The following is a 24,286-nucleotide window of genomic DNA, read 5'->3' on the forward strand; positions in this document are numbered from 1 at the left end:
CATGGATCCGGCGGCGACCGCCGCGCTGTATTCGACCCATGTCCTGAAGGACGGCGACAGCTTCCTCGTCGCCAACGGTTACGGCGATGTCGAGGAAGGCAGCACCGGGTTGTTCCGCGACGACACGCGCTTGCTGTCGATGTTCCGCCTGCGCCTGGGCGAGACGCAACCGGCGTTGCTGAGCGCCGCGGTCACCGCGGACAACGTGTTCTTCCTCGCGCACATGACCAACCGCCAGTTGCCGCCGCTCGGCGAAACCGCGGCGGCAGCGCATGGCCTCATCCATCTGTTGCGCGCGCGGTTCCTGTTCGAAGAACGGTTGTTCGAGCGCATCACCCTGATGAATTACGGCACGAGTGCGTTCGTCGCGCCGCTGCGCATCGAGGTGGCCGCGGATTTCCGCGACATGTTCGAGGTGCGCGGGCAGGTGCGTGCGGCGCGCGGCAAGTTGCTGGATCCCGAGGCGTCCCTGGGTCCGCGCGGCGTGACATTCAGTTACGAAGGCCTCGACAAGCTCGTGCGCAAGTCGGCGATCGCATTCTCGCAGCCGGCGACGCACGTGGACGGCGCGACGTTCGAATTCCTGCTGCAGCTGGTGCCGGGCGTCGATCAATCGCTGTTCATCGAAGTCGGCAGCGAACCGGGCGGTCCCCTGCCCTCGCGCGAACGACATCGCGATGCCGCCGCGAAGGCACGCAAGCGCATGCGCTCGCGCGGTCGCCGTGGCGCACGCGTGCGCAGCAGCGGGCCGTTGTTCGACGCGTGGATGCAGCGCTCGCGCGCGGATCTCGCATTGCTCACGAGCGAGCTGGAAACCGGGCCGTATCCGTACGCGGGCATCCCCTGGTTCTCGACGCCCTTCGGCCGCGATGCAGTAATCACAGCGCTGCAAACCTTGTGGCTGGATCCCGGCATTGCGCGCGGTGTGCTCGGCTTTCTCGCCGCGCACCAGGCGCAGGAAGAGTCGTCGTTCCTGGATTCGGCGCCCGGCAAGATCATGCACGAGACGCGACGCGGCGAGATGTCGGCGCTGCGCGAGTTGCCCTTCGGCCGCTATTACGGCGGCGTGGATACGACGCCGCTGTTCGTGATGCTCGCCGGCGCGTATGCGCGACGCACGGGCGATGCGGCGTTCGTCGACACGCTGTGGCCGGCGTTGCTTGCCGCGACGGGTTGGATCGAGCGCGTGTGCGACGCCAACCGCGACGGGTTCCTGGACTACGCGCGCGGTGAATCCACCGGCCTGTCCAACCAGGGCTGGAAGGACAGCGAGGACTCGGTGTTCCATGCGGACGGGCGCTTCCCGAAGGGACCGATCTCGCTCGTCGAAGTGCAGGGCTATGCGTACGCGGCCTTTCGCGCGATGGCCGAGCTCGCAGAGTTGCGCCGCGACGAGACCGGCATGCAGGTGTGGGCCGGACGTGCGGCGCGGATGCAGGCGGCGGTCGAAGCGAAGTTCTGGATGGAAGATCAGGGCTTCTACGGCATCGCGGTCGATGGCGACGGCGCGTTGTGCGCCGTCCGATCGAGCAATCCTGGCCACTTGTTGTATTGCGGATTGCCGAACGCAACGCGCGCGGCCGCCGTGGCCGGGCGCTTGATGGAACACGATTTCCACACCGGTTGGGGACTGCGCACGCTCGCCTCGGGCCAGGCGCGTTACAACCCGATGAGTTACCACAACGGGTCGATCTGGCCGCACGACACCGCGTTGTGCGCCGCGGGCATCGCGCGCTACGGCCATCGCGATGCCGCCGTTCAATTGCTGCGCAGCGCGTTCGAGGCCGCGGTCAACTTCGACATGCGCCTGCCTGAATTGTTCTGCGGTTTCCGACGCGTGCAAGGTGCGCCGCCGATCGCCTACCCCGTCGCGTGCATGCCGCAAGCCTGGGCCGCGGGCGCACCGTTCATGCTGTTGCAGGCGTGCCTGGGCGTGGAGATCGATGGCCTGCGCGGCGAGATCCATGTCGAACGCCCGCGCTTGCCGGACGGCATCGACGAAGTGCGCCTGCACGATGTGGCGCTGGGTGGCGATCGCGTGGACTTGTTGTTCCGTCGCGTCGGCGAGCGCGTTGGGATGTTCGTGGACGGGAAGAGCGCGGGCACGCCGCCGGTGCGGTTGCGCAGCTGAGTCAGATTTCGTACGCCGATTCGCCGTGCGCGCTGATGTCGAGGCCTTCGCGCTCGCTGTCGTGATCCACGCGCAGCCCGCGCAGGCGTTTGGCGATCTGGAACGCGAGGAACGCCACCAGCCCCGACCAAACGAGCGTGATGCCCACGCCCGCGAATTGCACGGCCACCTGGCGCGCGATGTCGAAGTCCGCTGCGCCCGTGCCGCCGAGCGCCGGTGCCGTGAACACACCGGTCAACACCGCGCCGACGATCCCGCACACGCCGTGGATGCCGAAGACGTCGAGTGAATCGTCGGCGCGCAGATGGCGCTTGAGTGCGTTGACGCCCCAGAATCCCGCGGCACCTCCGCACGCGCCGATCACCATCGCACCACCGACGCCGACCGTGCCGCACGCGGGGGTGATCGCGACCAATCCGGCGACGGCGCCTGAAGCAGCACCCAACATCGACGCGCGTCCGCGCAGCACCGCTTCGATCGCACTCCATACGAGCACGGCAGCCGCCGCGGCGAGCAAGGTGTTGACGAGCGCGAGTGCGGCGACGCCGTTGGCTTCCAGCGCGGAGCCCGCGTTGAATCCGAACCAGCCGACCCACAACAGCGACGCACCGACGTACGTCAGCGGCAAGTTGTGCGGCGAAAGACGCTCACGACCGAAACCGATGCGCGGCCCGAGCATGTACGCACCGACCAGCCCCGCGACGCCCGCATTGATGTGCACGACGGTGCCGCCCGCGAAATCGAGCGCACCGAGCTTGAACAGGAATCCGTTGCCGGCCCACACCATGTGCGCGAGCGGCAGGTAAGCGAAGGTGAACCACAACGCCGCGAACAACAGCACCGCCGCGAACTTCGCGCGCTCGGCGATCGCACCGACCACCAGTGCGCAACTGATCGCCGCGAATGCGCCCTGGAACGCAACGTACGCCAGTTCGGGAATCAAGACGCCCTGCGTGAAGGTCGCCACGGTCGACGAAGGCCCGACGCCCGCGAGCATCGCCTTGCCGAACCCGCCGATCCACGCGTTGCCGCCGTCGAAGGCGAGCGAGTAGCCGTACGCGACCCACAGCACCAGGGCGAGCGAGGCGACGACCAGGACCTGCATCAACACCGAGAGGATGTTCTTCGCGCGGACGAGGCCGCCGTAGAACAGCGCGAGGCCGGGGACGATCATCAGCATCACGAGCACGGTGGAGATGAACATCCACGCGACGTCGCCCTTGTCGACCATGCGTCTTCTCCGAAGCAACCCCACCCCGGCCCTCCCCTGCCTTCGCAGGGGAGGGAGCGCAGCGAATTACAGCGTGTAGTACATCTGGTACTCGAGCGGATGCGTCGCCCCGCGGAAGCGCGTGACTTCCTGCATCTTCAGCGCGATGTAGCCGTCGATGAAGTCGTCGGTGAACACGCCGCCGGCCTTGAGGAACTCGCGGTCCTTGTCGAGCGCTTCGAGCGCCTGGTCCAGCGAGTGGCACACGGTGGGGATGTTCTTCTCTTCTTCCGGCGGCAGGTCGTACAGATCCTTGTCGCTCGGTGCGCCCGGGTCGATCTGGTTCTTGATGCCGTCCAGGCCGGCCATCATCAGCGCGGCGAAGATCAGGTAACCGGAGTTCATCGGATCGGGGAAGCGGATCTCGATGCGGCGCGCCTTCGGGTTGGCCACGTACGGGATGCGGCACGAGGCCGAACGATTGCGCGCCGAGTAGGCGAGCATCACCGGCGCTTCGTAACCCGGCACCAGGCGCTTGTAGGAGTTGGTCGTCGAGTTGGCGAACGCGTTGATCGCGCGCGCGTGCTTGAAGATGCCGCCGATGTACCACAGCGCCATCTGCGACAGGCCGCCGTAGCCGTCGCCCGAGAACAGGTTCACGCCGCCCTTGGCGAGCGACTGGTGCACGTGCATGCCGCTGCCGTTGTCGCCGACGAGCGGCTTGGGCATGAAGGTGACGGTCTTGCCGTTGCGGTGGGCGACGTTCTTGATGACGTACTTCATCGTCAGCAGTTCGTCGGCCTTCTTCACCAGCGAGTTGAACTTGGTGCCGATTTCGCACTGGCCCGCGTTCGCGACTTCATGGTGGTGCACTTCGACTTCCATGCCGACCTGTTCCAGCGTCTTGCACATTTCGGCGCGCAGGTCGTGCAGCGAGTCGAGCGGCGCGACGGGGAAGTAGCCGCCCTTCACCATCGGACGGTAGCCGGTGTTGCCGCCTTCGTATTCGCGGCCCGAGTTCCACGCGGCTTCTTCCGAATCGACGTGGAAGAAGGTGTGGCCCATGTCGTTGGCGAAACGCACGCTGTCGAAGATGAAGAACTCGGGTTCCGGGCCGAAGAAGGCCTGGTCGGCGACGCCGCTGGACTTGAGGAAGGCTTCGGCGCGCTTGGCGACGCCGCGCGGATCACGGCCGTAGGCCTGCATCGTCGCCGGATCGAGGATGTCGCACGTCAGCACGAGCGTCGGGTCGGCGGTGAACGGATCGAGGAAGGCGGTGCTGGCGTCGGGCAGCAGCACCATGTCGGACTCCTGGATGCCCTTCCAGCCCGAGATCGACGAGCCGTCGAACATCTTGCCGTCCTCGAACAGCGCGGCGTCGACGATCGACTTCGGGAAGGTCACGTGGTGCTGCACACCACGCATGTCGCAGAAGCGCAGGTCGACGAATTCGACCTTGTGGTCCTTGATGAGCTTTTCGACGTGTTCGAGGGACATGGCGGATTTCCTGGGACGGGTACGGGGCCGGCACGCAGCCGGGATGTCCTAGGGAGAGCAAGGGCCGTGCCAGCCCCGGAGCCATGCCAACCGATTGATTCGAAAGCAATTCCGCGGGACTGCCGCCGAACGCATGCCCCCAGATGGTGCAGCCGAATGCGATCCTTGCACCAATCCAACGCGAAACCGGCCGTGACGCCGCGCCCCACGCGCGATGCCCTACGATGCGCCCTTCGCCCACTCCCGACCCGACGACGCCTTCCCCATGACCGACTTCCTCGCCGCGCTCCTGCTCGGCATCATCGAAGGCATCACCGAGTTCCTCCCGATTTCCTCCACCGGCCACCTGCTCATCGCCGAGCGCTGGCTGGGACACCGCAGCGATCTGTTCAACATCGCGATCCAGGCCGGCGCGATCCTCGCGGTGGTGCTGATCTATCGCGAGCGCCTGTGGCAACTCGCCGACAGCTTCCTGCATCCGGGCAAGGCGCAGCCCGTGCACGGACAACCGCCGCGCGATTACGCGATCAAGCTCGCGGTGGCGTTCGGCGTGACGGCCGTGCTCGGCGTCATCGTGAAGAAGCTCGGGTTCGAATTGCCGGAGGAAGTCGCGCCGGTGGCGTGGGCGCTGGTGATCGGCGCGGTGTGGATGGTGGTCGCCGAACAACTGGCGGCCAAGCGCGCGCTCACGCTCGGCGAGCGCGCGACGATCACCTGGACGGTCGCGATCCTCGTCGGCGTGGCGCAGGTGGTGGCCGGCGTGTTTCCGGGCACGTCGCGTTCGGCGTCCACGATCTTCGTCGCGTTGTTGTTCGGCGTGACCGACCGCAAGGCGGCGACGGAATTCGCGTTCCTCGTCGGCATCCCGACGATGTTCGCGGCCACCGGCTACGAGTTGCTCGACGTCGCGCGCGACGGCGGCCTGGCCGGCGAAGACTGGGGCTCGCTCGCCGTGGCCTTCGTCGCGTCCGCGCTGACGGCCTTCGCCGCGGTGAAGTGGTTGCTGCGCTACATCCAGACACACACCTTCACGGTGTTCGCCGTCTATCGCGTGATCCTGGGCGTCGCGCTGTTGCTGCTGGTGCCTGCGCGCTGAGCGATCAGAGCGTGCGGGTCTGTCCGCCGTCGACGTCGACGATCGCGCCCTGCATGTAGCTCGCCGCGTCGGACGCGAGGAACGCGACGACCGAGGCGATCTCCTGCGGCGTGCCGAAGCGCGCGACGCGCAACTCGCGTGCGAGTTCTTTCGACGCCACGTCCGCGGCGATCCCGCGTTCGGCCGCAAGGCGATCGATGCGCACCTGCGTGCGTTCGGTGGCGATGCTGCTCGGGTTGATCGCGTTGACGCGCACGCCATCGCGCACGCCGCGGTCGGCGAGCGCCTTCGTGAGATTGAGTAGTGCTGCGTTGACGCTGCCGCCGATGGTGAATTCGGCGTTGCCCGTGCGCCCGCCGATGCCGGCGATATTGACGATGCAGCCGCGCGATTCGACCAGATGCGGCCAAGCCGCGCGAGACAGTCGCACCGCACCAAAGAACTTCAGCGCGAAACCATCGGCCCACGCCGCGTCATCGAACGCGAAGAAATCCCCGCGCGGCGTGGCGCCCGCGTTGTTGACCACGATGTCGATCCGGCCGAACCGCGCGAGCGTCGCTTCGACGAGTTGCGCTGCTGCATCGGGTTGCGAGAGATCGCACGCATGCGCGAGGCCGGACACGGGCAGCGCATCGACCATCGCGTCCAACGCTTCCTGCGAACGCGCCGCCGCGACGACATGACAGCCAGCCTCCGCAAGCGTCCGCGCGATCGCCGCGCCAATGCCGCGACTCGCGCCGGTGACGATCGCGACGCGCGCGCTCAACCCGCGTTGACCTTCGGATTCAGCGAGTAAGTGCCGTAGATCGCCGCTTCGGTGACCTCGTGCGGCTGCAAGGCATGGAAGACATCGGCGGCGGTGAACTTCGCCGGCAAATCGAGCTTCGGCACGCGCAGCGCGAACAGGCGGAAGAAATAACGATGCGTGCGCAGGTCGTTGAACGGCGGATACGGGCCGTCGTAACCGCTGTAATCGCCCTGCATGTCCGCGTTGCCCGCGAACCAACCGGTGTAATCGTTCAGGCCCTGGCGCGAACCTGCGGGGCCCGACGGCGCTTGCTTCCCGTGCGCGGTCACGCCATCGCTGCAACTGCCTGCTTCGATCGAATACACGCTCGCCGGAATATCCACCATCACCCAATGCACGAAGTCCGCGCGCGGTTGGTCGACGGGAATCTCCATGTCTTCGCGGCCGACGGTGCTCGCGATCGTCGGCGCATCGGTGTCGATGCACATCAGCACGAACGACTGCGTCTCCGCCGGCGCGTCCGACCACGCCAGGTGCGGGTTGCGATTGGCGCCGAACCCTTCGGGCGTGCCCATCGCGAATTCGGCGGGAATGCGGCCACGGTGCGCGAAACTCTCGCTGCTCAGGCGCATGTCGAAACTCCTTTGTCGTCAGGCCATGGCCGGCGATGGTGCCATGGCCGGCTCGATCGCGCTGTCGAGTTGCTCGGCGACCCAGCGCTCGGCGAACCCTTCGCAGCGCCAGTTCTCCAGGAAACCGCAATGCCCGCCGTGTTCGGCGATTTCCAGGCGCGCCGTCGGCGGCAGGTGCAATGCGTGGAAGCCCTCGACCGGAATGACCGGGTCGTCGGCCGACATCAGGATGCTCGCGGGCACGCGCAGGTTCGCGAGGCGGTCGCCGGCGATCGAATAGCCCTCGAAGTAATTCTCGAGCGAACCGAACTGCGTGTGGCGTTCGACCATCCACGCCGTCAGCGAGCGCATACGCAGGCCGAGCACCTTGTCGTCGAAGTCGTGCTGCTGCGGGAACAACTTGCGCTTGCGCGCGAGCGAACCGCGCCACTTTCGTTCGAAGTACCACATGTACAACGGCAGGCCGTGCTCCATCGCCTCCATCGTGCGCGCCGGATCCAGCACCGGGCACACGGCCGCGACATGCGCGAGCGGGATGCCGACTTCCTTCGCACGCAATGCCACGCGCAAGGCGAAGTTGCCGCCGAGCGAATAGCCCGCGATGACCATCGGGCGCGTGGCGTAGCGTCGCGAGACTTCGGCCGCCGCAGCGACGACTTCGTCGATGCGGTTGGAATGGAACAGGCCTTCGTTCAGATGATGCGTGTCGCCGTGGTCGCGGAAGTTCAGGCGGAAGATTTCGAAACCGCGCGCGAGCAGGCGCGCCGCGGTGAACTGCATGTAGCTCGAATCCGCGCTGCCTTCCCACCCGTGCAGCAGCAACGCCAGGCCACGCGATGCCTGCCCGGGGGTCGCCGAATGCAGGCCCTGCAGGCGCACGCCGTCGCCGGCATCGATGATGTGGGCATTGGTCACCGCGCCCATCGCCGCGAGGGCCAGGCGGCCGCGTCGACGACGCAACGCGCTCGATCCCAACACCGATTGCAGGTGCGGGCTGCGCAGCAGGACGGGCGGCGTGTAGTCGCTGGCGTGCGGCATGGGGCCGAGGCTAGCGCGATGCGTGTGGAGGCTGCGCTCTATTGACGCCGAGACAGGCGTGGGAGACACCCGGTTCAGGGCGCCTCCATCGCGGCCACGATGCGGTCGCGCGCCAGTTCGGCGATGCGGCGGCGGCCGCCGGCATCGGTCGCGTCGATCGGATCCAGGAACCAGATTTCCGCCACGCGGGGCGGTTCGCCCAGCAAGCGCAGGAAATTGGCGGCAAAACTTTCCCCCGGCCCGAAGGCGACCACCGTTTGCGCGCTCGCCCCGCGCCCGTAACGCAGCGCGACCGGTTGCACGCGCACGCCGGCTTCGACCGCGGCCAGGAAGATGCGCGCGTGGAACGGGCCGATCTCGTGGCCATCGCGCGTGCGGCCTTCGGGAAACACGCCCACCGAACGGCCCGCGCGCAGGCGCGCCAGCATTTCGTGCAACACGCCGCCCATCGATTCGCTGTTGCCGCGCTCGTGGTAGATCGTCTCCCCGCGCGTGGCGAGGTAGCCGACCACCGGCCAACGGCTGATCTCGCGCTTGGCGACGAAGCCCATCATGCGCTGGCTGTGCAGCGCGGTGATGTCGATCCAGCTGACGTGGTTGGCGACGAAAAGCGTCGCGCCCGGCAAGGGCACGCCGCGGCGTTCGATGCGGAAACCGAACACGCGCATCAAACCGCCTTGCCACATCCGGATCAGGCGATGGTCGAGCGGCTCGCCGCGCACGCGGAGTCGGCGCAACGGCGTTGCGATCAGCAGCATGGTCAGTGGCAGATCCACCAACACATGCCACAGCAACAGGGGAGTGCGCAGCGCGAAGCGCAGGGTGTGCGAAGCGTTCACTGCGAAGGTTTCGCCCCGGCAGGCAGCGGGATCACCGCGAGCGTGAGGCGCGAGACGCACACCAACTTGCCGCGATCATCCTCGATGCGGATTTCCCACACCTGCGTCTGCCGGCCGATGTGCAAGGGACGCGCGGTGCCGGTGACCAGCCCATCGCGAACGCCACGCAAATGGCTGGCGTTGATTTCGATACCGACGCAGCCCTCGCCGTCGCGCACGCTGAGCATGCCGGCGGAACTGCCGATGGTTTCGGCGAGCAGCACCGACGCACCACCGTGCAGCAGACCGTAAGGCTGCTTGGTACGGGCGTCCACCGGCATGGTGGCGCGCAGGAAGTCGGGACCGATTTCGGTGAAGACGATGCCGAGCGGCTCCATCGCGGTGCCACGCGACATCGCATTCAGCCCGGGGAGGTGGTCGCCCGGCCGGAAAACCGAATCCCGCGACGGCGCTAGATCGGCCATGCGGGCGGCACGATCAGCCGAACTTGAAGACGCCCGGACGCCAGCCGCGCGTGTACGACTGACGCGAGGACGCGTAGCCGCTGCTGGTGCCGTAGCCGGTGCCGAAGTCGCGTTCGCGGCGCGCGTGCATGCGATCGACGAGTTCGTCGCGGCGCGATTCCAGCCAATCCGTCCGGCCGAGTTCGCCCGGCGCCAGGCCGCGGCGCTTGGCTTCGTGTTCGCGGTAGTCGCAGAAATCGTCGTAGGCCTCGAGCTCATGCTTCAGCTCGCGCACGCACAGCTCGATCATCACCGCGTCGTCGAGGAAACCCAGCACTTCGACGTTGTCCGGGATGATGTCCTTCGGATCGCAGAAGTACACGAGCGCCGAGAGCACGCGCTGGCGGTCTTCTTCCGGCAGGTGCCAGCCCTCGTCGCGCACCATGGCGATCATGTCGTCCAGGCGCAGCAGGCGTTCCTTGATGAAATCGGGGATGTGGACCTTCGCCGCGTCGGCGAGCAGCGTGCCCGAGCAGGCGATGATGTCGTCCGCCGTGCGGTCCTTGGCCGATTCCTTGGCCGCCACCATCGCCTTCTGGAAATGTTCGAGGTCGCGGTCGTTGAGTTCGAAGTTCAGCGAAATCGACATGGCGGCAATCCAGTCCGTAAGCGATGGGGGATGAAGGCGTTCAGCCTAGCAGAGTCCCACCCCGGACCGGAATATTCGGTGGGTGGTGGGCTATGTCGGGGCGATCTCTACAGGATCGGTGCCAAGCCTGCGCCGAAAGCCGTGAAGATGCGGGTCGTCAGGCCTTTCAGGCCCAGGCTGACCTCGGGGAAGTCGCCGACGGGCGTATAGCAACGGCGGAAATTCGGGTCGTCGCGCAGCAGGGGCGCGGGGCAATCGGGGCCGTGGACGAAGTCGTAGCTCGTCGCGTAGCGCCAGGGCCACAGGTCGAACAGCGGCAGCGATTCGGACACCTTGCCGAGCGAATAGTCGATGCCCGGGAACACCGGCGGCTTGTCGCGCGGGGCGATCACCCAGGCGTTCACCGGCTGCATGTCGCCGCGGATGCTGTCGGCCAGCGCGCGCGCGAAGGCCGGATCCTCGATCACCACCATGCTCTCGGTGTTGTAGTTGTCGCCGCGCGGGTCGAAGTTGTGCGTGCCGACCACGCCGATCCGCTCGTCCACCACGATCGACTTGGCATGCAGGCCGATGCGCACGCCCGCGCGCTCCAGCGGCACGGGTGCGTTGGCGCCGCCGCCACCGCTGCCGAAATAGCGCGTCGCCACGCCTTCGCTCTGCTGCTGCGGCGGTTGCTTCTTCCGTCGCTGTTCTTCTTCGGCGCCGGCGAGCAATTCGGCGCGCTTGGCTTCTTCCTCGGCCCCGGCGGCGATCGCTTCCAGATCGATCGGCGCCGCGCCCGGAAACGGCTTGAACTCGTAGATGTGGAAGCCGAACTCGCGCAGGTAGCGGCGTTTGTACTTGTACGACAGCGCGTAGACGATGAACGCGTCGGTGGATGCCAGGCTGTTGGTCGAGATCGTCACGCGCGGCGCCGATGCGCGCTGATGCATGGCGCGGAACATGTCCTGCGCGTCTTCGGAGAGCACGAGATACGGCGTCTGCATCAGCACTTCGGTCTGCGCCGATTCGACGATGTCGCGCAGGCGCTGGCCGGCGTTTTCGGCCGTGTCGTTCTCGCCCTGATGTTTCTCCGGCACGTCGGCGATGAAGTGGACGGTGCCGACGGGCATCGCCGCGTGCGCCAGGGTCTCCACGCGCGTGACGTCGGACGCGTCGTTCGACATTTGCGTCACGCGCTCGGGCGCGATGAACGCGGCGTGCTCCAACGGCGGCGCACCTTCGCGCAGGAGCAGGCGGCCGACATCGTCCAGGCGCTCGGCCGGCACGCTGATCGGCGAGGTCCAGAACGCTTCGAAGTTCTCGCGCATCTCGCCCGCGACCGGCCCGGCGACGAGCACGTCGCGGTCGCGGAAGTCGTACTCCGGGCTCCAGTCGTAGTAATCGTCCTGGTAGTTGCGACCGCCCGTGATGCCGACCGCATCGTCGATCAGCAGCAGCTTGCTGTGCATGCGCTGGTTGAGCCGGTCCCAGCAACACAGCGACGCCATGAGGTACTTGGGGTAGCTCATGCGCGAATCGTTGAACATCGGGTTGTAGACGCGCAGGTCGAAGTTCGCATGCGCGGACGACAGCGAGGCCAGCGTCGACGCCTTCTTGAGCGCGGACAACTGGTCCACCAGCACGCGCACGCGCACGCCGCGGCGCGCGGCGGAGATCAACTCGTCGAGCACCAGGTGACCGGCGTCGTCCTCGTCGAAGATGTAGGTCTGCAGGTCGATCGAGCGGCGCGCGGCGCGGATCAGGTTCACGCGCGCGAGCAGCGCATCCGGCCCGCGGTCGAGCAGCAGCGCGTAGTGGCGAGGCGCCTCGGGCGTGGAGGCGGCGATCGCGCGGTCGCCGAGTTCGCGCAGGGCTGAAGGCGACGCGCACGCATCGGCGGGACGCGGACACAAGACGACGCGATCGCGCGCATCGAACGCCACGCCCTGCGCGCGATCGGCCTTGCCCGTGGACATCGTGGTGCAGCCGCTGCCGAGCAGGAGCGCGCCGACGAGCGCCAGCAGGTGCGTCCAGCGAACCGGCGTCATTGCGCCTCGGTGTCGCGCAGCCGGACGTGCAGCGAGAAGCGGACTTCGTCGCGCATCGCCATGCTCCAGCCGTCGAGGTCGTAGTCGCTGCGACGCACGGCGCCCTGCGCGACGATCGCGCATTCGCGCCCGGGGTTGCTGCATGCCGCGGGAGCGAGGACGAAACGCTCGCGCCGCTCGATGCCGTGGATGCGCAAACGCCCGTGCAGTTCACCGCCGGTCTGCAACAGCCCGAGCGGATAGGGATCGGACAGGAAAGTCACTTCGGGAAAACGCTGGGCATCGAAAAAGCGCGGGCCGCGCGCGAAGCGCGTGTAACGCGCGTGGTCGACGATTTCGAGCGTGTTCGTCGAGAGTTTGAGGTGCACCTGGCGCTTGCCGTCGGGCAACTGCGTCACGTCGCCCTCGCCGTCGGGAAACTTGCCGAGCAAGGTCTGGCCCCAACGCGTCTGCAGCGAGAACTCGAATTTCGACGCAGCGGGTTCGACGACCGAAATGACATGCGGCGCGGCCGCGGCCGCCACGCCGATGCCGACTCCCGCCAGCAGCAGTGTGGCGATCCAGGCGCGCATCTTCAGCCCGTCACGGCCACCAGAACGCGGACAGGCGCGCGGTGCCCGGTTCGAGCGCGGCGTCCTTCGGCAGGGTGAGCACGGCGATGCCCGCCGGCGGCATGCCGCGGTAGTCGCCCGACTGGCCGCTGTGCATCAGCGCGGCGAGTTGTTCGAAGCCCGGGTTGTGGCCGACGAGCAGGAGGCGATCGACGTCCTTGTGGCCATCGGCGAGTTCCATCAACGCGCCGGGCGTGGCTTCGTAGATCGAAGGCTCGAGGCGTTGGTCGACGTAGCCGACGGCGGCGAGGACCGCTTCGAGCGTTTCGCGCGTGCGCCGCGAAGGCGAGCACAGCACGCGATCGGGCACGAGTTGGTTTTCCCGCATCCACCGACCGGCGGCCTCCGCTTCGGCGAGGCCCTCCGGCGACAACGGACGATCGAGGTCGGCCTGTCCCGTGCTGGCGGGTTCGGCGTGGGCGTGACGCAGCAGGATGAGTTCGCGCATAGGGCGTCGAGCTTAGCCGACGCCCGGGGAGGTTTGGGGTGAAGTTTTCGTCTGGCGCATCAGGCGCGCTTGATCCACTTCAAAAGCGGGTCCCAATCCGCCTGGTGTTCGCGAACCTGCTGGGAGTTGTAATCGAAGAGGCTGCGCCCCAGCCCGGCCATCAGCACGTAGGCCTGCGTGTCGCGCAGCTCAGCCACAAGCGGGTACGGCCACTGGCGCAGCGCTTCCATGAATTGCTGGCTTGCGTTGGTCCAGGGGCGCAGGCGGTTTCCGACCAGGCCCACCGGCAAGGTGCCCTTGCGGACGCGCGGATGCTTGGCCAGCGTGTCGAGGAACGGGACGGTGGCCTCGATGTCGATCATCGAAGGCAGCACCGGCACCACGACGGCGTCGGCGACATCGAGGAAGTGCGCGAGTTCGGCGCCATGCGCGCCGGCCGCGGCATCCACCACCACGCGCTGCGCATCGCCGGGCAAATGCTTGTCCCAATCGCGGCGCGTGCCGTCGAGCGGCAGCACCGCGTGGTCCATCAGCGCGCGCTTCTCCGCCCAGTGGCGCGAAGAGCCTTGCCGATCGGCGTCGACCAGCACCGTGCGTTTGCCATCGACCGCGAAATGCGCGGCGAGGTTGGTCGACAGCGTGGTCTTCCCCACGCCGCCCTTGGAACTGGCCACGAGCACCGTCTTCATCCCGACCCCCGGTTGCGTTGCAAACGGCAGCCTACCCAAAAAAGCGCCCCGGCGTTCGGGGCCGGGGCGGTTGGGGCGGAACGGGGCTGGCGATTGCTTACCGCGGCCAGCGCGCTTCCGCCCACAATTGCAATCGGTGAACGGAAGTCACCACATCGGCCACCAGGGGTGGCACGTGCGCGGCGTCCTGCGCGCGCGCCGCGGTTTCCAATGCTTCGGCCGCATGACCGAGTTCACCCGCACCGATGCTGCGCGCGGCGCCCTTGAGCTTGTGCGCTTCGCGCGTCACGCCGGGCAGATCGCCCGCGGCATGCGCGGCCTGCAACGTCGCCATGTCCGTTTGCGTGCTTGCGAGGAAATCGTCGAGCAACGCGCGCGTTTCGACGGGATCGCCGTGCACCAGGCCGGCGAGGACGCGTGCATCGATCGGCGGCGGCCGCTCGGCTTGCGGCAGCATCGCCGCGAGTTCCGCGGCCGGCGTGGGCGGCGCCTGCGTATGCGGCAACCAGCGCCCGAGCATCGTGGCGAGCGCCGGAATGCCGACGGGCTTGGCGAGGTAATCGTCCATCCCCGCCGCAAGACAACGCTCCGCTTCGCCTTTCAGCGCGGACGCGGTGAGCGCGATGATCGGCGTGTGCGCGCGATGTTCGCGTGCTTCCTCTTCGCGAATCGCACGCGCGAGTTGATAGCCGTCGAGCTTCGGCATGTGCACGTCGGTGAGCAGGAGTGCGTAACGACCGGAGCGCCAGCGCGCGAGGCCCTGTTCGCCGTCGTCGGCGGATTCGCTCGCATAACCGGCCAGCGCGAGTTGGCGCGCGATCACCGCGCGGTTGGTCGGATGATCGTCGACGAGGAGCACCAGACTGCGTTCGGCCTCGGCTTCGGCAGGCGTCGGCAGTTTGCGCGGCGCGAGTTTCGCGGCCGCGGGTTGCAAGGGTTCGGTGGGCACTTCCGCTTCGGGTGCGCGGGGCATCACGAAGTCGAAGTGCATCGTCGTGCCCTTCCCCGGCGCGCTGTCCATCGTCACCTGCCCGCCCATCAGTTCGGCGAGGCGGCGCGAAATCGCCAGGCCCAGGCCCGTGCCGCCGAACCGCCGCGTCGTATCGGTATCGACCTGCGAAAACGGTTGGAACAAGCGCGCCTGTTGCTCCGCCGACACGCCGATGCCGGTGTCGGTGACGCGGATGCGCAATCGATCGCCCCCCAATGTGCCGGCACCGGGCGCGGATTCGCGCCACTCCAGCGCCGTTTCCACGCGCCCGTGGTCGGTGAACTTGATCGCGTTGGACAGGAAGTTCGCGAGGATCTGCCGCACGCGCAAACCATCTGCGCGATACGCGGGCGCGACGCGATCGTCGATCGTGCACGACAACGCCAGGCCCTTGCTCGATGCCGAGCCGGTGAAGTTCGCGACCGTCATGCGCACGACGCGGCGCAAATCGACGGGCGAAGACGACAGTTCCAGACGCCCCGCTTCGATCTTCGAGAAATCCAGGATGTCGCCGATGATCTGCAGCAACGATTCGGCCGACGACTGGATGACGTTGAGCGCGCGCCGCTGGTCCACGTCCAGCGACGTATGCGCGAGAATTTCGACCATGCCCGTCACACCCACCATCGGCGTGCGGATCTCGTGGCTCATCGCCGCGAGGAACGCACTCTTGGCGAGATTGGCTTCCTGCGCGCGCGCTTCGCTTTCGCGCAGCGCTTCTTCCAGGCGCTTGCGTTCGGTGAGATCGGTCGCCACCGCGATCAGGCCGCCGGGATGGCCCGCCTCGTCCTTGAATGCCGCCAGCGCGAGGACCACGGGCACCAGGCGTCCATCGCGATGCACGAGCACGGCTTCGTGCGGCGGGCGATCGAGTTCGGCGAGCAGGTACATCGCGCGCCAGTCCGCGGGCACCTCCGTGCCGCGTTGGCGACCGAGCGCGGCGACGATGCGTTCGACTTCCGAGGGCGGCACGAGCATCGGCGAGTCGTCGGGCTGCGGCGCCGTGCCATAGCGCGGGATGCGCCCGAGGATGTCGCTCGCCTGCCAGCCGAGGAGCTTTTCGGCGAAGGGATTGAACATGATCCAGCGCCCGTGCCCATCCATCGCGAGGATCGCCACCTGCGCGGCGTTGAGCAGCGAACGCTGGAATTCGCCGCGACGTTCGAGTTCGGCGCGCACGCCTTCGTTCACGGCGAGCTGGCCGGTGAGATCGGATTCGTAACGCATCACGTCGCGGCGCATGTCGACGAACGCGTCCATCACGTCGCCGAGTTCGCCGCGCGGTCGGAACGCGGGCAGTGGGTCGTCGGGCTGATGCTTGCGCATGTCGCGCGCGAGCATGGTCAGCGACTCCACGCCCTTGTAGACATTGCGCAGGATGCGCCGCGCGAGCCATCCGGCAAGCAACAGCGCGAGAATCGACAGGCCGATGCGCAGCCGGCTCGCGCGCTGCCCGCGCTCGATTTCTTCGCGTACCATGGCTTCGGAATTCAGCATCGCCAGGTTCGACAGCGCTTCCATGCGCGTGGTCACCGGATCGATGGCCGGGTACAGCTCGGTGTCGGCGAAGTGGCCCAGCGCCTTCAGGTCGCGCCGCACGAGGATGCCGCGCAAGGTGTCCATCGCGGCGCGCGATCGCACGCGCGCACCACGCACCTGTTCGAACAACACCTGCTGCTCCGGGCTACGCGGCATCGTCTGCAACGCGGCCCAGCTGCGGTCGATCTTTTCCTGCGCGGCGTCGATCGTCTCGACGCCCCGCTCCCAGGTCATCAGGCCGTTGCGTACGCGGAATGTGGTGTCGACGACGTCGAGCCCGTAACCATCCGACACCGCTTTCAGCGCGCGCAACCGATGCAGCGAGTTGTCGCGCATCTGCTCCAGCGAGGTGCGCGTGTAGGACTGCAGCATTTCGTCGATGACCAGCACCGTCGCGCCGGCGAGCAGCAGCAGGCCGAACAGGCCCCACAACTGGTGGCGCATCCCCAGCGAAAAAGTGCGGAAGCGCATCGGCGACGGGTCAGTTGGGAGCGCGCCAGCGCGAGACGCAATCGACGAGATCGTCCGCCGGCACCGGCGCGCCGACGAGGTAGCCCTGCGCGATGCCGCATCCGAGTTCGGCGAGCATTTGCCAGTCTTCGACGGTCTCCACGCCTTCTGCCACGGTTTCCAGTTGCAGCTTGCGCGCAAGATCCAGGCTCGCTTCGACCACCGCGCGCTTGCGCGGTTGCGAATGCGCGCCGAACACGAAGCCCTGGTCGATCTTCAATTCGGTGAACGGCACCTGCGAGAGTTGCGAGAGCGAGGAGTAGCCGGTGCCGAAGTCGTCGATCGACAGGCCGAAGCCCTTCAGGCGCAGGCGCGCGAGCACACCGAGGCCACGCGCGGCGTCGGCCATCAACAGGCTCTCGGTGATTTCCAGGATGACTTCGCTCGGCGACAGGCCGTGGTCTTCGACGATCTGCTGGTAGCGATCGGCGGCGGCGGGGTCGTGCAGCGTCGCCGGGGAGACGTTGACCGAGAGATTCAAGCGCATCCCGTCGTCCTGCCAGCGGCGTTTCCAGCGGCAGGCCTGTTCGAGGATCGCGTCGGTGAGGGCGACGGCGAGGCCGTCGGATTCGAGCAACCCGACGAAATGATGCGGGCGGATCACATGCCCATCGCCGCGCTCCCAGCGCGCGAGCGCTTCGACGCCGACGATCTTGCCGTTCGCGAATTCCGCCTGCGGCTGGAACCACGGGACGATCTCGCCTTGATCGAGACCACGGCGCAGGTCGGCCAGGTCGATGAAGATCGATTCGTCGACGGGGTTGGATTGCAGGCGTTCTTCGTAACGCGTGAGGACCGCTTCGAGTTTCTCGACGCTCAGGGGTTTTTCGATGCTGCCGAGCACGTGAAGGCCGTAGGCACGCGCCATCATCTGCACGGTGTTGAGCAGCGCCGGATCCAGCGCGCTCACCAGCGCGACGCCGCGCGCCAACCGCCGCTGCGCGACGTGGCCGATGAATTCGATGCCGTCCATGCCGGGCATGTCGAGGTCGACGAGGACGACGTCGGGGGGTGGGCCGCCGTGTTCGAGGATCGCCAGGGCGGCGCCCCCGTCGGCCGCTTCCTGGACCTGGCCGATGCCCAGTTCAGCCAGCAGCCTCAGCGCCAGCCTGCGCTGGAACCCGTGGTCTTCCACCACCATGACCCGCAACGCGGCCAAGCTCATCGGGACGATCCCCCGGAAGGTGCACGCATCCTGCGTGCGCCCCCGTATCGAACGTGTCGGGGGGGCGGGGGCGGCCGCAAGTGGCGCCGCTGCTACAATCCCGCGTCTTTTTCCACGGTTTTGTCGCGCCACTGCGCGGCTGCCCGCCTGCGAGCCAGTCCATGACCAGCACCGCCGAGCTCTCCTCCCCCGCGTCCGCCAACACGTCGCTGACCAACAGCGTCGTCGATGGCGATTACACGCTCGATGACAAGTACACGCGTCAATCCGGGCGCATCTATCTGTCCGGCGTGCAGGCGTTGGTGCGCCTGCCGTTGATGCAGAAGTTGCGCGATGAAGCCGCGGGACTGCATACCGCCGGTTTCGTCAGCGGCTATCGCGGCTCGCCGCTCGGCGGCTTCGATCTCGAACTGTGGCGCGCGCGCAAACACCTGGAAGGCAAGCAGGTGAAGTTCATTCCGGGTCTCAACGAAGATCTCGGCGCGACGATGGTGTGGGGTACGCAGCAGACCAACCTGTTCCCCGGCGCGAAAGTCGAGGGCGTGTTCGGCATGTGGTACGGCAAGGGCCCGGGCGTCGACCGCACCGGCGACGTGTTCAAGCACGCCAATGCCGCGGGCACCGCGCCGAAGGGCGGCGTGCTCGCGCTCGCGGCCGACGATCACGCGTGCCGTTCCTCGACGCTGCCGCACGGCTCGGAACACGAATTCGTCAGCGCGATGATGCCGGTGCTCAATCCGGCGGGCGTGCAGGACATCCTCGATCTCGGCCTGATCGGCTGGGCGATGTCGCGTTACACCGGCCGTTGGGTGGGCTTCAAGACGATCGCCGAAACGGTGGAATCCTCCGCTTCGGTCGACGTCGATCCGCTCGCGCTGAAGATCCTGTTGCCGGAAGACTTCGACATCCCGCGCGGCGGTTTGAACATCCGTTGGCCCGACCCGCCGATGGACCAGGAAATGCGCCTGCACCAGTACGCGGTGAAGGCCGCGCAGGCGTTCGCGCGCGCGAACAAGATCGACCGCATCGTCATCGATTCGCCGAATGCGCGCTTGGGCATCATCACCACCGGCAAGTCGTATCTCGACGTGCTGCAGGCGCTGGAATACCTCGACCTGGATGCGCGCGCGTGCGCCGACCTCGGCATCCGCGTGTACAAGGTCGCGATGACCTGGCCGCTGGAGCCGGTCGGCCTGCGCGAATTCGCGCGCGGCCTGCAGGACATCCTCGTCGTCGAGGAAAAGCACGCCTTCATCGAAAGCCAGATGAAGGAGTCGATGTACAACTGGACGGGCGAGCGCCCGTCGGTGGTCGGCAAGTACGACGAAGCCGGCGAATGGATCCTGCCGTCGACGGGCGAGCTCACGCCGGCGCGCATCGCGCGCGTGATCGCGCGTCGCATCCAGAAATTCCACGACAGCGAACACATCCGCGACGTCATGCGCTGGATGGAAGCCAAGGAATCCGAACTCGCCCTGCCCCGCGCCGCGTTCCCGCGCGTGCCGCATTACTGCTCGGGCTGCCCGCACAACACCTCGACCGTCGTGCCCGAAGGCTCGCGCGCGCTCGGCGGCATCGGTTGCCACTACATGGTCACGTGGATGGACCGCCGCACCGACACCTTCACGCACATGGGCGGCGAAGGCGTGACGTGGGCGGGCCAGGCGTCGTTCACCGAAACGCCGCACGTGTTCCAGAACCTCGGCGACGGCACGTACTTCCATTCGGGCTCGCTCGCGATCCGCCAGTCCATCGCGGCGAAGGTCAACATCACCTACAAGATCCTCTACAACGACGCGGTCGCGATGACGGGCGGCCAGCCGGTCGACGGCATCCTGAGCGTGCCGCAGATCGCGCACCAGGTGCGCAGCGAAGGCGTGCAGACGATCGTCGTGCTCTCCGACGACATCGCCAAGTGGAGCGATCCGGCGATCTTCCCGATCGGCGTGGAATTCTTCGACCGCACCGAACTGGACAACGTGCAGAAGCGCCTGCGCGAAGTGCAGGGCACGTCGGTGCTGATCTACGACCAGACCTGCGCGACCGAAAAGCGCCGCCGCCGCAAGCGCGGCAAGATGGTCGATCCGGCCAAGCGCGTGATGATCAACTCGCTGGTCTGCGAAGGCTGCGGCGATTGCGGCAAGAAGTCGTTCTGCGTGTCGGTGCTGCCGAAGGAAACCGAATTCGGCCGCAAGCGCGACATCGACCAGAGCAATTGCAACAAGGATTACTCCTGCGTCAACGGCTTCTGCCCGAGCTTCGTCACGGTGCATGGCGGTACGTTGAAGAAGAAGAATTCTGGTAAGAGCGGGGGAACCGGCAACGCCGATCGCCTGGCGAACCTGCCGGCGCCGACGCTGCCTTCGCTTGAGCAGCCCTGGAACATCCTGATCACCGGCGTCGGCGGTACGGGCGTCGTCACGATCGGCGCGCTGCTCGGCATGGCCGGCCATCTGGAAGGCAAGGGCGCGAGCGTGCTCGACCAGACGGGCCTGGCGCAGAAGGGCGGCGCGGTGACCACGCACATCCGCATCGCGCGTTCGCCGGCCGACATCCACGCCGTGCGCATCGCCGCGGGCGAAGCCGACCTCGTGCTGGGTTGCGGCATGGTGGTGGTCAACGACTACTGGCCGCTGTCGAAGATCCGCAGCGGCCGCACGCAGGTCGTGCTCAACAGCTACGAAGCGATGCCGGGCACGTTCACCACGCGTCCCGACATGCAGTTCCCCGCGCAGGACATCGTCGCGGCGATCAAGCTCGCGCTCGGCAGCGACGAAGGCATGCACGTCGTCGACGCGACGCAGCTCGCCACCGCGCTGATGGGCGATGCGATCGCGACCAACCTGTTCATCCTCGGCTACGCGTGGCAACGCGCGCTGGTGCCGGTGTCCTTCGATGCGCTGATGCGCGCGGTCGAACTCAACGGCGCGGCGATCGAGATGAACAAGACCGCGTTCGCGTGGGGCCGCCTGGCGGCGATCGACCTGCCTGCGGTGCTGGAAGCGGCGGGCATCGCGCGTTCGGTGCCTTCGCAGGACACGCTGCACGAGCTGCCGATCCTGTCGCCGGGCGAATGGGAAGGCCACGAGTGGGGCGCGAACGTTGCGCCGAAGCCGAACGCGATCGAGGACGAGTCGCGCCACCTGCCCGCGCATGGCGGCAGCGATGCGGCCTTCGCACCGCTCGACGACACGCGCCTGTCGCGTTCGCTCGATGAAGTCGTCGCGCGTCGCGTGGCGTTCCTCACCGAGTATCAGAGCGCGGGCTACGCGAAGCGATACAGCGACCTCGTCGCGAACGTCCGCGCCGCCGAACAGCAGCGCACGCCGGGCCGCACCGACCTGGGCGAAGCGGTCGCGCGTTACGCGTTCAAGCTGATGGCGTACAAGGACGAGTACGAAGTCGCGCGCCTGTACACCAGCGGCGATTTCAAGCGTCGCGTGGAGCAGCAGTTCGAAGGCGATTACAAGCTGCGCTTCCACCTCGCGCCGCCGCTGCTCGCGAAGAAGGATGCCGAAGGCCGCCTGCTCAAGCGCGAATACGGCGCATGGATGTACACCGCATTCCAGCTGACCGCGAAGCTGCGCTTCCTGCGCGGCACGGCGCTCGACGTGTTCGGTTACACGGCCGAACGCAAGATGGAGCGTCGTTTGATCGCCGATTATTTCTCGACGGTCGCGATGCTGCTCGATGGCCTGAACGACGGAAACGTGGCGCTGGCCACCGAGATCGCCTCGGTGCCGGAACACATCCGCGGCTACGGGCACGTCAAGGATGCGCACCTGCATGAGGCGAAGGCGCGCGAGGCGGGGTTGTTGGCGAAGTGGAAAAACCCGTCCGCCTGATTCGCGTCACGAAACCGAGGCACAAAAAAAGCCGCCCTTCGCAGGGCGGCTTTTTTGTTTCCGCGGGATTACTTCTTCGGCGCGTAGATCGCCGACAGCAGATCCGCCTTGCCTTCGATGCGCTCCAGGTGCGGATAGCGCAGGCCGTCGTAATACGGCAGCTGGATCGTGCGATACAGGTCGAACTCCTTCACCAACAGTTCGATCGGCTTCTTGTCGGTCTTCGCCGCCTTGACCGCGTCTTCCAGCACTTCGCTGCTGTACTGCTTGCCGTTGACCGCCATCGCCGTCATGCCGGGGCCGATGCCGGCGTTGAACGCAGGGCTGTCCCAACGGACGTTGGAAATCACGCCGTCGCCGCCGACCGAGAGGCCGAGCGAGTACACGAAATCGGCGCCGCCACGGCCGTATTCGGCAGCCGCCGCCTTCGCGTAGGCATTGGGCTTGTCCTTGAAGACCAGGCGCCAGCCCGAGGCTTCGATGCCGCCGGTGAGCGGCACCTTGCCGTCGAGGCGATCGTGGAGGAACTTGCCCCAATCGTCCGCCACCAGGCTGTTGAGCGTGGCCGCGACGTCTTCGAACGTGTACGGATTGACCTTGAAGTCGCCGTCGTTCATGCCGAAGAACTTCTTCGCGAAGTCGTCCAGCGAGACCTTGTTGTTCGACTTCGCGCGCAGGCGCGCGTCCACTTCGAGCCAGATCATCTGGCCGCCGGAGTAGTAGTCCTCGCTCAGCTGCCAGCTGCCGTAGGCCTTCGACGTGCGCTTGGCGATGATCGGGTCGTTGGTCGTGTCCTGCAGCGCGCGCCACGACAGGCCGGCGCGGTTTTCGGCATACGTGGCGGCGACGAGCGCGAGCGCATCCTTGGCCGTGTCGAAGTTGCGCAGCCCCGCGCGCGCGGTGATCACGTTGCCCCAGTACTGCGTCTGGCCTTCGTACACCCACAGCAGGCTGCCCTGCATCGGCGTGTTGAAGCTCGGCGTGGTGAGGTCGGCGCCGCGGCGGTACTTGCCGTCCCACGAGTGGTTGTATTCGTGCGCGAGCAGGTCGGTGCTGCCGGACTTCGGATCCCACGACGTGAAGTACTTCACGCCGACGCCGTTCTCGCTGGAACGATGGTGTTCCAGGCCGATGCCCGACATCTGCCCGCTGAGCGCGAACAGGAAGTCGTAGTGATCGTAATGCTCGGCGCCGTACAGCTTGCGCATCTGCTGCACGAGGCGGCGGTGCGCGTCGATGTGATCGGGCTTGGCGTCCAGGTATTTCGCATCGTCGGCGACGACGTTCAGACGCACCGGCTTGCCGACGCCGTTGGAGAGGTCGATCGTCTTGAAGTAACGGCCGGCGAACATCGGCGAGTCGACGAGCGTGTCGAAGTCGACCGGCTTGTAGGTGACGACGTCGCCCGCGCGACCCTGCAATTCCAGCGCGGTGGCGGCCTGCCAGCCCGCGGGCAGCTTCACGCTCGGCGCGAAGGTGATCGCGCTCGCTGCGTAACCGGCCGGATACAGCGCGACGGTGTTCCACTGCAGGTTGAGCATGTTCGGCGTCATGACGACGCGGCCCTGTTCGCGATCGGTCGGCGAGATGAACTGGAACGCGACGTCCAGGTTGGTCGCGCCCTGCGGCACGTCCACCTTGAACGCGTAGACATCGAGCGGATCGCGCTTCCACGCGATCTTCTGCCCGTTCGCGGAGATCTGCAGGCCCGCGACCTTGTCGACGCGGCCGTAGTCGGCATGGTTGCCCGGCAACCACTTCGGGAACAGCAGCGTCACTTCACCGGCTTGCACCGGGATGCGCTGCTTCACGGTGAACACGCGCTGCGACAGGTTGGTCGCGTCGACTTCGAGCGTGATCGTGCCCGGGTACGGCGTGGTGCTGGTGGCGTAGACCGGTGCCTGCGGCGAGGTCTGCGCGACGGAAGCGGAAGAAACGGCGAGCGCGGGCAGCGCAAGCGTCAAGGCGAGGGCGAGCAACGTGTGACGGGGCATGCGGTGTCCTGGAAGCGCAACGGATGGAGGGGTCGCAAACATCCCATCGTGCAAATTCGGCGCGCCTGCGCCCCCTGCCATTCGGCATGGTCGAACGGGAACATTCCGCAGTCCCTTGCCTTGCCGCTCACGCGGGGCGGGCGTAGGGTGCGGCGCGACCCCCCATTGGACAGGAGTCCGA

18 protein-coding genes are annotated in these 24,286 nt (G+C 67.1%); 3 read left to right on the plus strand and 15 right to left on the minus strand.

Annotated elements, in window-relative coordinates; all coding sequences use genetic code 11:
• Position 1: 1 nt before the first annotated feature.
• The gene (locus GN331_RS02545; protein ID WP_156640033.1) at positions 2-2,131 is read left to right on the plus strand and encodes an amylo-alpha-1,6-glucosidase; all 2,130 of its coding nucleotides are present in this window, start codon (positions 2-4) and stop codon (positions 2,129-2,131) included.
• 1 nt (position 2,132) lies between these two features.
• On the opposite strand, the gene amt is transcribed toward GN331_RS02545, so the two are convergent.
• Entirely contained in the window at positions 2,133-3,410 is a 1,278-nt protein-coding gene (gene amt / locus GN331_RS02550) for an ammonium transporter (protein WP_425489272.1), read from the minus strand.
• Positions 3,411-3,428: 18 nt separating this feature from the next.
• Entirely contained in the window at positions 3,429-4,838 is a 1,410-nt protein-coding gene (gene glnA, locus GN331_RS02555; protein ID WP_156640037.1) for a type I glutamate--ammonia ligase, read from the minus strand.
• A 265-nt stretch (positions 4,839-5,103) separates the two neighbouring features.
• Between glnA and GN331_RS02560 the strand changes: the two genes are divergently transcribed.
• Positions 5,104-5,934, plus strand: a complete 831-nt coding sequence (locus tag GN331_RS02560; protein ID WP_156640039.1) for an undecaprenyl-diphosphate phosphatase — start codon at positions 5,104-5,106, stop codon at positions 5,932-5,934.
• Between the two features lie 4 nt (positions 5,935-5,938).
• On the opposite strand, the gene GN331_RS02565 is transcribed toward GN331_RS02560, so the two are convergent.
• From GN331_RS02565 to GN331_RS02620, 12 genes are all read right to left on the minus strand, one after another.
• Positions 5,939-6,700: an SDR family NAD(P)-dependent oxidoreductase gene (locus GN331_RS02565; RefSeq protein ID WP_156640041.1), complete on the minus strand. Its 762-nt coding sequence runs from the start codon at positions 6,698-6,700 to the stop codon at positions 5,939-5,941.
• The gene (locus GN331_RS02570) at positions 6,697-7,314 is read right to left on the minus strand and encodes a YbhB/YbcL family Raf kinase inhibitor-like protein (RefSeq protein WP_156640043.1); all 618 of its coding nucleotides are present in this window, start codon (positions 7,312-7,314) and stop codon (positions 6,697-6,699) included. The genes GN331_RS02565 and GN331_RS02570 overlap by 4 nt, the downstream gene beginning before the upstream one ends.
• 18 nt (positions 7,315-7,332) lie before the next feature.
• A complete protein-coding gene (locus tag GN331_RS02575) occupies positions 7,333-8,352 on the minus strand; it encodes a YheT family hydrolase (protein WP_156640045.1) in 1,020 nt (339 codons plus the stop codon).
• Between the two features lie 74 nt (positions 8,353-8,426).
• Positions 8,427-9,251 carry a lysophospholipid acyltransferase family protein gene (locus tag GN331_RS02580; RefSeq protein ID WP_425489257.1) on the minus strand — a complete coding sequence of 275 codons (825 nt, stop codon included), beginning with the start codon at positions 9,249-9,251 and terminating at the stop codon, positions 8,427-8,429.
• Positions 9,188-9,655 carry a hotdog fold thioesterase gene (locus GN331_RS02585; RefSeq protein ID WP_156640047.1) on the minus strand — a complete coding sequence of 156 codons (468 nt, stop codon included), beginning with the start codon at positions 9,653-9,655 and terminating at the stop codon, positions 9,188-9,190. Before GN331_RS02585 ends, GN331_RS02580 begins: the two co-directional genes overlap by 64 nt.
• Before the next feature lie 13 nt (positions 9,656-9,668).
• Positions 9,669-10,283: a YkvA family protein gene (locus GN331_RS02590; RefSeq protein WP_156640050.1), complete on the minus strand. Its 615-nt coding sequence runs from the start codon at positions 10,281-10,283 to the stop codon at positions 9,669-9,671.
• A gap of 107 nt (positions 10,284-10,390) precedes the next feature.
• Positions 10,391-12,313: a phospholipase D-like domain-containing protein gene (locus GN331_RS02595; RefSeq protein WP_156640052.1), complete on the minus strand. Its 1,923-nt coding sequence runs from the start codon at positions 12,311-12,313 to the stop codon at positions 10,391-10,393.
• Entirely contained in the window at positions 12,310-12,885 is a 576-nt protein-coding gene (locus GN331_RS02600; RefSeq protein ID WP_156640054.1) for a YceI family protein, read from the minus strand. The genes GN331_RS02595 and GN331_RS02600 overlap by 4 nt, the downstream gene beginning before the upstream one ends.
• 10 nt (positions 12,886-12,895) lie before the next feature.
• Positions 12,896-13,372 (minus strand): SixA phosphatase family protein, encoded by a 477-nt coding sequence (locus tag GN331_RS02605; protein WP_156640056.1) that lies wholly within the window; start codon positions 13,370-13,372, stop codon positions 12,896-12,898.
• 59 nt (positions 13,373-13,431) lie between these two features.
• Positions 13,432-14,061: a ParA family protein gene (locus GN331_RS02610; RefSeq protein WP_156640058.1), complete on the minus strand. Its 630-nt coding sequence runs from the start codon at positions 14,059-14,061 to the stop codon at positions 13,432-13,434.
• 97 nt (positions 14,062-14,158) lie between these two features.
• Positions 14,159-17,062: an ATP-binding protein gene (locus GN331_RS02615; protein WP_156640060.1), complete on the minus strand. Its 2,904-nt coding sequence runs from the start codon at positions 17,060-17,062 to the stop codon at positions 14,159-14,161.
• A gap of 10 nt (positions 17,063-17,072) precedes the next feature.
• A complete protein-coding gene (locus tag GN331_RS02620; RefSeq protein WP_156640062.1) occupies positions 17,073-18,266 on the minus strand; it encodes an EAL domain-containing response regulator in 1,194 nt (397 codons plus the stop codon).
• Between the two features lie 161 nt (positions 18,267-18,427).
• Here GN331_RS02620 and GN331_RS02625 point away from each other — a divergent pair, with 161 nt between their 5' ends.
• Positions 18,428-22,111 carry an indolepyruvate ferredoxin oxidoreductase family protein gene (locus tag GN331_RS02625; RefSeq protein ID WP_156640064.1) on the plus strand — a complete coding sequence of 1,228 codons (3,684 nt, stop codon included), beginning with the start codon at positions 18,428-18,430 and terminating at the stop codon, positions 22,109-22,111.
• Between the two features lie 68 nt (positions 22,112-22,179).
• On the opposite strand, the gene GN331_RS02630 is transcribed toward GN331_RS02625, so the two are convergent.
• On the minus strand, positions 22,180-24,105 hold the full coding sequence (locus tag GN331_RS02630) for a M61 family metallopeptidase (protein WP_156640066.1): 1,926 nt from the start codon (positions 24,103-24,105) through the stop codon (positions 22,180-22,182).
• Between the last annotated feature and the right edge of the window lie 181 nt (positions 24,106-24,286).

It is taken from the genome of Noviluteimonas gilva, from assembly GCF_009740395.1.
Classification (GTDB): Bacteria; Pseudomonadota; Gammaproteobacteria; order Xanthomonadales; family Xanthomonadaceae; genus Noviluteimonas; species Noviluteimonas gilva.

Excerpts from the sequence above, each read along its gene's own strand:
- GN331_RS02545 (WP_156640033.1), top strand. The coding sequence starts at position 2 with ATGGATCCGGCGGCGACCGCCGCGCTGTATTCGACCCATGTCCTGAAG.
- glnA (WP_156640037.1), bottom strand. The coding sequence starts at position 4,838 with ATGTCCCTCGAACACGTCGAAAAGCTCATCAAGGACCACAAGGTCGAA.
- GN331_RS02560 (WP_156640039.1), top strand. The coding sequence starts at position 5,104 with ATGACCGACTTCCTCGCCGCGCTCCTGCTCGGCATCATCGAAGGCATC.
- GN331_RS02570 (WP_156640043.1), bottom strand. The coding sequence starts at position 7,314 with ATGCGCCTGAGCAGCGAGAGTTTCGCGCACCGTGGCCGCATTCCCGCC.
- GN331_RS02575 (WP_156640045.1), bottom strand. The coding sequence starts at position 8,352 with ATGCCGCACGCCAGCGACTACACGCCGCCCGTCCTGCTGCGCAGCCCG.
- GN331_RS02585 (WP_156640047.1), bottom strand. The coding sequence starts at position 9,655 with ATGGCCGATCTAGCGCCGTCGCGGGATTCGGTTTTCCGGCCGGGCGAC.
- GN331_RS02590 (WP_156640050.1), bottom strand. The coding sequence starts at position 10,283 with ATGTCGATTTCGCTGAACTTCGAACTCAACGACCGCGACCTCGAACAT.
- GN331_RS02595 (WP_156640052.1), bottom strand. The coding sequence starts at position 12,313 with ATGACGCCGGTTCGCTGGACGCACCTGCTGGCGCTCGTCGGCGCGCTC.
- GN331_RS02600 (WP_156640054.1), bottom strand. The coding sequence starts at position 12,885 with ATGCGCGCCTGGATCGCCACACTGCTGCTGGCGGGAGTCGGCATCGGC.
- GN331_RS02605 (WP_156640056.1), bottom strand. The coding sequence starts at position 13,372 with ATGCGCGAACTCATCCTGCTGCGTCACGCCCACGCCGAACCCGCCAGC.
- GN331_RS02610 (WP_156640058.1), bottom strand. The coding sequence starts at position 14,061 with ATGAAGACGGTGCTCGTGGCCAGTTCCAAGGGCGGCGTGGGGAAGACC.
- GN331_RS02615 (WP_156640060.1), bottom strand. The coding sequence starts at position 17,062 with ATGCGCTTCCGCACTTTTTCGCTGGGGATGCGCCACCAGTTGTGGGGC.
- GN331_RS02620 (WP_156640062.1), bottom strand. The coding sequence starts at position 18,266 with ATGAGCTTGGCCGCGTTGCGGGTCATGGTGGTGGAAGACCACGGGTTC.
- GN331_RS02625 (WP_156640064.1), top strand. The coding sequence starts at position 18,428 with ATGACCAGCACCGCCGAGCTCTCCTCCCCCGCGTCCGCCAACACGTCG.
- GN331_RS02630 (WP_156640066.1), bottom strand. The coding sequence starts at position 24,105 with ATGCCCCGTCACACGTTGCTCGCCCTCGCCTTGACGCTTGCGCTGCCC.